Below are 6245 nucleotides of genomic sequence, written 5' to 3' on the forward strand. Positions count from 1 at the left end.
GTTCTTGAAACTTTTCAGGCAGGATTGAGCTGGATTACGATTTTGAGAAAACGAGAAAACTTCCGAGAAGCCTTTGATCAGTTTGATTATAAAAAAATCGCGGCCTATGGGGAGGATAAATATGAATTGCTATTACAAAATCCTGGTATTATACGCAATAAATTAAAAATAAAAGCGACCATCACCAATGCCAAACAATTCATGGCCATCCAAAAAGAATTTGGGAGCTTTAGCACCTATATCTGGGATTTTGTGGATGGAAAACCAATCCAAAACCAAGTAAAATATTACAAGGAAGCTCCAGCTACTACCAGCATATCCGACGCTTTGAGTAAGGACTTAAAAAAAAGAGGATTTAAATTTGTAGGATCTACCGTCATGTATGCGCATATGCAGGCCACAGGGATGGTAAACGATCATCAGATCGACTGTTTTAGATATAAAGAGGTTCAAGGCCTGTTGTAGAACTTTTTAAAATCTTTATAAAATCTTTTCGTGGGATCTCTCTTGCGCCCATAGAGGCCAAATGATCGGTATACATCTGGCAATCGATAAGGCGGTATTTTTGCTCCTCTAAATTTCTTGCTAGAGTAACCAATGCGACTTTAGAGGCATTACTCATTAAAGAAAACATGCTTTCACCACAAAACACATGACCTAGGTCTAAACCATAGAGCCCACCTACAAGCAGATCATTATACCACACCTCAACAGATTTAGCAATACCTCTTTGATAAAGTAAAGTATAGGCATGAATCATCTCAGGGGTAATCCAAGTATCGTCCTGTCCTTTACGTGATGTAGTAGCGCAGTGTTTAATCACCTTGTCGAATGCTGTATTATAGGTCACTCTAAAGACCTGTCTATGTAGGATCTTACGCATACTCTTGGATACTTTCACCTCTGAAGGTAGCAATACCATTCTAGGATCAGGACTCCACCACATAATTAAGGAGCCATGATCAAACCACGGAAAAATCCCTTCTGAATAGGCCTCAATCAACCGCTTGACTGATAAATCTCCACCAACGGCTACCACGCCTTCCGCTGTTGCCGTCTCAACAGGAGGAAATCTCATGTTTTCTGTAAGAAAAACCATATTCCACAAAGGTATTGTCAATTATTTTATTAAAATACTAATAAAATTGAAACTTTTATTGGTATGATCCATTTTTTATCCCTACTTTGGAACTGCCATTGCAATCAAATTTTTTCATCATTGCTTTTTTGAGTTTACAGCAATGGCAAACCTAAAACCACAAAATTAAGCCTCAACATGTTTGATATGTCGAGGCTTTCTTCTTATTGTTAGCTAACAATTGCCTTAAAACTAATTATTATTCAAATGCAAAGGCAAACAATATTTTAGCTCCATGGCGCCGTTAAAACGGTAGATCATCGTGCTCGTCTTCTTTGAAATCACTTGCTGGCTCAAAGGCATCTTGTGGAGTTACAGGAGGATGGTTCACTGGTGAAGCTCCTTGTGCAGTTTCTAAATTTTCAATTCTCCATCCTTGAATAGAGTTAAAATATTTAGTCTCGCCTTGTGGATTTGTCCATTCTCTTCCTCTTAGATTGATGCTTACTTTAACTTGTTGTCCAGGCCGATATGCATCAAGCAAGTCACATTTATCTTGTATAAACTCAACCATGATGTGTTGTGGGTATTGCTCTTCTGTGGTAACGACCATCTCTCTTTTTCTAAAACCATTATTTCCGAAGGTTTTAGTATCATCAATCAACTTAATTCTTCCTTGTAATTCCATATCCTAACTTTTATTTATATTGTAAATTCACTAATTTCCACAAAAAACCAGTTGAATTTACCTTAATATTCACATTATGTCAATTCGTCATCAAAGGTAAAAAAATTAATTACTTTGCCAGTAATAGTTTCCAGGCTTCTACTACTTTATTTTCTTCAATCAACGCTTTTGCTCTTTGGTGAACCTGACTGCGATCATCACCACTTAACAGTTCACGAACCTTCATGTGTTGTGCTACATAATCTTCTACTTCCTGTTTAGTAGGTATCTGTTCTACATTGGCTAGCCTTCCCAGATCATTTCCGGTTAATATACTACTATTTCTTATAAATTCAGGAATCTGATCCACACCAATCCCTATGGACCTTAGCGGTTTAGGCACCTCAAACATTCCTTCTCTAGAGCGTGTATACCAATCACCTCCCATTCGTGCCACTAAATCAATTTTAAGCGGATCGATCGCATGATTCTCATCCAGTACCTCCGAGCGAATATGGATTTTCAAAACCTCCGCTATAATTAAATTACCAGCTCCTCCTTGATCCCCTAAGGCAATTATTTCATTTACCTTACACTCAAACTGAACTGGGGATTCAGCTACCCTATAGGGCCTAACAAGCTCTGATTTGCACATGGTTAAACCCGATTTCACAAATTCGTTAACCCCTTTTGGATACTCTGTACTACTCAGTGAGGCTTGATAAACTATACTATGATCGACAATATTAATGACCACTTCCTTGGTTTGTAAAATATTTTTCAAAGTATGCTTGGTGGTATTGTCCCTTACCCTCCGGTTGGCCGAGAATATCATAATAGGTGGGTTGGAGCTATATACATTAAAAAAACTAAATGGTGATAAATTCACTTTTCCTTTATGATCAATCGTACTAGCAAAGGCTATAGGTCGCGGTGCTACTGCGTTTAATAAATAAGCATGTAATTTAGCTGTGGGTATTTCTTTTGGATCAATGGTCAACATATAGCGGTTTTAAAGAAAAATAATGCAAAATAACAACACCTTTAAAATACAAACTATTAGCACAAAGCCCATTAAACAACTCTGAATTGAATATTCTACTAATGTTGCATGCATTTAAAAAAGTTTCGAAAGTTCCTTCCGATGCAATAAATTTACATCTTTTGCTTTATCTTTAATGATACAGTCGAATTTAAATTTGAACTATTGAAAAAAACCACCCGTTGGATACTTATCATATCTTCTATAGCAATAGTAACCTCTGTATTGTGGAACACCTATGTCTTTTTTCAACGTTTTAAGGAAGAGGAGCGTTCTAAAATGAAAATTTGGGCAGAAGCCCTTGGGGAGTTTATTCAAACTACTGATCTGGACCGCGATATGGGGAATGTTACCCTAGCGGTAATGAAAAACAATACTAGTACCCCAGTGATATATGTAGGGAACGAAGGGGAGATTACATCCAACAATCTCCCAGAAAACAGGGTCGATGACAGTGTGTACATTCAGCGAAAGATACGACAGTTCACCACGGAAAATCCTCCCATAGAAGTTACATTTCGCGGTACCAAATACGGCACCTTATACTACGGAAATTCAGATGTGTTAAACAATTTGAAATACTATCCGATGGCCCTTCTACTAGTTATCTTTCTCTTTGCCGCAGTGGTCTATTTCTTTTATAGGACCTTTAAAGTAGCTGACCAAAATAAGCTATGGGCAGGAATGGCTAAGGAGACAGCACACCAAATTGGGACACCACTTTCCTCACTATTGGGTTGGAGCGAGCTATTAAAGGCAGAAAACGTTAATCCAGAGATTACTGCAGAAATCGAAAAGGATATCGATCGCTTACTGGTGATCACTGAACGTTTTTCTAAAATAGGTTCAGTACCAGCCTTGGAGAAATCGGATGTTGTCGCTGAAACCTACAAAACATTCCAGTACTTAGAACTAAGAAGTTCAAAACTTGTGGAATTTGATTTTAAATCCCCCGAAATTCCTATATATTGTGACATTAATCGACAACTCTATAGTTGGACTATTGAAAATCTGATTAAAAACGCCATTGACGCTATGAAGGGGAAAGGCAGACTAACTATAGAGGTGGAATTGGATAAGAAATTTGTCAAAATAAACGTTATAGATATTGGAAAAGGAATTCAGAAAAATGACTTCCATCAAATATTTGAGCCAGGATATACCACAAAGAAAAGAGGATGGGGACTTGGTTTATCTCTGGTTAAAAGGATAATTGAAGACTATCACAATGGAAGAGTAAGAGTTTTTGCCTCCACCGTAGGTAAGGGAACAAAAATGCAAATTGTGTTAAAGACAACACCATAACAGGTAAATTTATACAGCGTGAGAATTAAACAAAAACAGATCAAACAAACGGCACTAACTAACAATTGTCCTGAATGTTTTTCAAACGAAGGCTTACTGTTGACTTTTTATCAAAAGCATATTGAAAATGCATGGTATAAAATGGCCACTAGCCAGATCACCGATCGTATAAAATGCCAAAATTGCAATACCGATATTTATCCAGTACGCTGGACCGATGATATTGAAAGAGTTCGGGAGTTCTACCTTAAATCTATTGAGACGCCGGCCCATTATTTTAAGCTAACACGTTTAGCGGTCATCACTCTTTTGTCCATAGTAGTGGTGGGAATTACAGTTTACGTACTTCTAAACAACGTGATATAATCTATAGCGCTGCTCTTATCTTACTGGCAATATCCTGAAATTCTTCCTCTGTAAGCTTTACCTTAGTCTGAAAAGTCACGTCCTTCATGGCATTTAATGGAATCAGATGCACATGGGTATGAGGCACCTCCAAACCAACTACGGACATCCCAATTCGTTTACAATCGATCACCTTCTTTATGGCAATAGCTACTTTTCTTGAAAAAGCCATCAAATCCATATAAGTTTGCTCATCCAAGTCGAAAATTTTATCGACCTCTTTTTTTGGTATACATAAGGTGTGCCCCGGGGTATTTGGATTAATATCCAAAAAAGCAAAAAACTGATCATCTTCTGCAATTTTATAACATGGGATCTCTCCTTGGATAATTTTAGTAAATATGGATGCCATAAGTATAATGGTTTATTGATATACTAAAGTAGAAAAGCTTTGGCAATAGTTCAAACCTTTTTTTAAACTAATTCCCTAGTTTTAAAAATCAGCACATAAAAATACCACCCAAAAAACATATTTTGAATGGTACTTTTATAATTTGTTTCCTTTTTGGTATTTTGTTCCCCTTATTATAAAAGTGAATCAATCGCGTCGGTGTAAGCGTTTTTAGGTGAAACACCTACCTGGCGTCCCACTAGTTCTCCCTTATGGAAAACCAACACTGTTGGAATGTTTCTTACACCATATTTGGCAGCAAATTCTTGATTTGCATCTACATCCAATTTACCAACGATAGCCTTTCCTTCATACTCCTCACTAATTTGGTCAATGATTGGTCCAACCATTCTACATGGTCCGCACCAAGCAGCCCAAAAATCTACCATTACTGGCTTATCGCTTTTTAAAACCGTTTCTTCAAACGTTGCATCTGTTATTTCTAATGCCATATTTTCTATCTTTAAGAGTTTTACTTTAATTTACAAAATTAGTCAAAATTTTTGCTAAACCTTACATGCTTAACATTTGTTTTGGTTATGGTTGAATTTGTTCAGGTTATGATGGTTTTTTTAGTTTTAGAATTAATATTGAATACTATTATTATCAGATATTAATTCAACTTAAAAAACACATCATTATTTGTCAATTCATCCAGTAATTCCTGCGATATTTTTACTTTTTGCTTTCTACTTGGCATGTTCAGCTTTAATTTTTCGTCATTGTCATAAATCACAAAATTAAGTGCTTGGTTGCCTTCGTGCATTTTAAATAAATCTTTCAAAATATTAATTCGTTTTTCCTGCAAATCTTTAATATTTAATTGAACAGATAACTTTTTAGCATAGGTTTCCATCACATCATGTAGCAACTGAAAATTACTAAACTGCAAGCGTGGTTCGCTTTTCTTTTGGGTGTCTTTATTAATCCAACCTTCTTTAACATACACACGCACATACACAAAAGAGCTCTTTACCAAAAAGTGTCTAAATCTTAAATATTCCTCTCCAAAAATTCGGAACTCAAAACTATCAGTATAATCTTCAACAGTAAACAAAGCCCAACCTTTACCTTGTTTGCTTACTCTGTGTTGCACATCAGTAACAACGCCTCCAAAGGTCAACTCTCGGTTAACATAAGGCTCTAAATTATTGAACAATGCCAAGGTTGCATTACAAAACGTATTCATCTCAATTTTAAAATCGTCCAATGGATGACCAGAAATATAGATACCAACCACTTCTTTTTCGCGTGCCAATTTTTCCATAGTTCCCCATTCTTCACAAGGCGGCACGTTGGGTTCTGCAATTTGCACATCACTAGCATCACCAAATAAACTCACTTGAGCCGAATTTTC

At 36.5% G+C, this 6245-nt stretch carries 9 protein-coding genes; 3 read left to right on the plus strand and 6 right to left on the minus strand.

What is annotated here, in order from left to right:
• Positions 1-465, plus strand: a 465-nt coding sequence (locus VKY50_RS11410; protein ID WP_324301952.1) for a DNA-3-methyladenine glycosylase I, incomplete at its 5' end; no start/stop codon positions are given.
• Here VKY50_RS11410 and aat read toward each other — a convergent pair.
• The 3 genes from aat to VKY50_RS11425 all read right to left on the minus strand — a co-directional run bounded on the left by aat (position 434) and on the right by VKY50_RS11425 (position 2748).
• Positions 434-1078, minus strand: coding sequence for a leucyl/phenylalanyl-tRNA--protein transferase (gene aat / locus VKY50_RS11415; RefSeq protein ID WP_324301953.1), 645 nt, complete (start codon positions 1076-1078; stop codon positions 434-436). The two genes, VKY50_RS11410 and aat, sit on opposite strands and share 32 nt — an antisense overlap.
• Positions 1079-1382: 304 nt before the next feature.
• Entirely contained in the window at positions 1383-1766 is a 384-nt protein-coding gene (locus tag VKY50_RS11420; protein ID WP_324301954.1) for a DUF3127 domain-containing protein, read from the minus strand.
• A 109-nt stretch (positions 1767-1875) separates the two neighbouring features.
• On the minus strand, positions 1876-2748 hold the full coding sequence (locus VKY50_RS11425) for a flavin reductase family protein (RefSeq protein ID WP_324301955.1): 873 nt from the start codon (positions 2746-2748) through the stop codon (positions 1876-1878).
• Between the two features lie 204 nt (positions 2749-2952).
• Between VKY50_RS11425 and VKY50_RS11430 the strand changes: the two genes are divergently transcribed.
• Entirely contained in the window at positions 2953-4092 is a 1140-nt protein-coding gene (locus VKY50_RS11430; RefSeq protein ID WP_324301956.1) for a sensor histidine kinase, read from the plus strand.
• Between the two features lie 18 nt (positions 4093-4110).
• Positions 4111-4458, plus strand: coding sequence for a hypothetical protein (locus VKY50_RS11435; RefSeq protein WP_324301957.1), 348 nt, complete (start codon positions 4111-4113; stop codon positions 4456-4458).
• Position 4459: 1 nt separating this feature from the next.
• Here VKY50_RS11435 and VKY50_RS11440 read toward each other — a convergent pair whose 3' ends face one another.
• The 3 genes from VKY50_RS11440 to VKY50_RS11450 all read right to left on the minus strand — a co-directional run.
• Positions 4460-4849 (minus strand): HIT family protein, encoded by a 390-nt coding sequence (locus VKY50_RS11440; protein WP_324301958.1) that lies wholly within the window; start codon positions 4847-4849, stop codon positions 4460-4462.
• A 173-nt stretch (positions 4850-5022) separates the two neighbouring features.
• Complete coding sequence (gene trxA, locus VKY50_RS11445) at positions 5023-5340, minus strand: thioredoxin (RefSeq protein ID WP_324301959.1); 318 nt, start codon at positions 5338-5340, stop codon at positions 5023-5025.
• A 161-nt stretch (positions 5341-5501) separates the two neighbouring features.
• A partial coding sequence (locus VKY50_RS11450; RefSeq protein ID WP_324301960.1) for an OB-fold nucleic acid binding domain-containing protein occupies positions 5502-6245 on the minus strand: 744 nt, incomplete at its 5' end.

The organism is Galbibacter sp., from assembly GCF_035306585.1.
Taxonomy (GTDB): domain Bacteria; phylum Bacteroidota; class Bacteroidia; order Flavobacteriales; family Flavobacteriaceae; genus Galbibacter.

Coding starts and splice junctions, on each gene's coding strand:
- aat (WP_324301953.1), bottom strand. CDS start 1,078: ATGAGATTTCCTCCTGTTGAGACGGCAACAGCGGAAGGCGTGGTAGCC.
- VKY50_RS11420 (WP_324301954.1), bottom strand. CDS start 1,766: ATGGAATTACAAGGAAGAATTAAGTTGATTGATGATACTAAAACCTTC.
- VKY50_RS11425 (WP_324301955.1), bottom strand. CDS start 2,748: ATGTTGACCATTGATCCAAAAGAAATACCCACAGCTAAATTACATGCT.
- VKY50_RS11440 (WP_324301958.1), bottom strand. CDS start 4,849: ATGGCATCCATATTTACTAAAATTATCCAAGGAGAGATCCCATGTTAT.
- trxA (WP_324301959.1), bottom strand. CDS start 5,340: ATGGCATTAGAAATAACAGATGCAACGTTTGAAGAAACGGTTTTAAAA.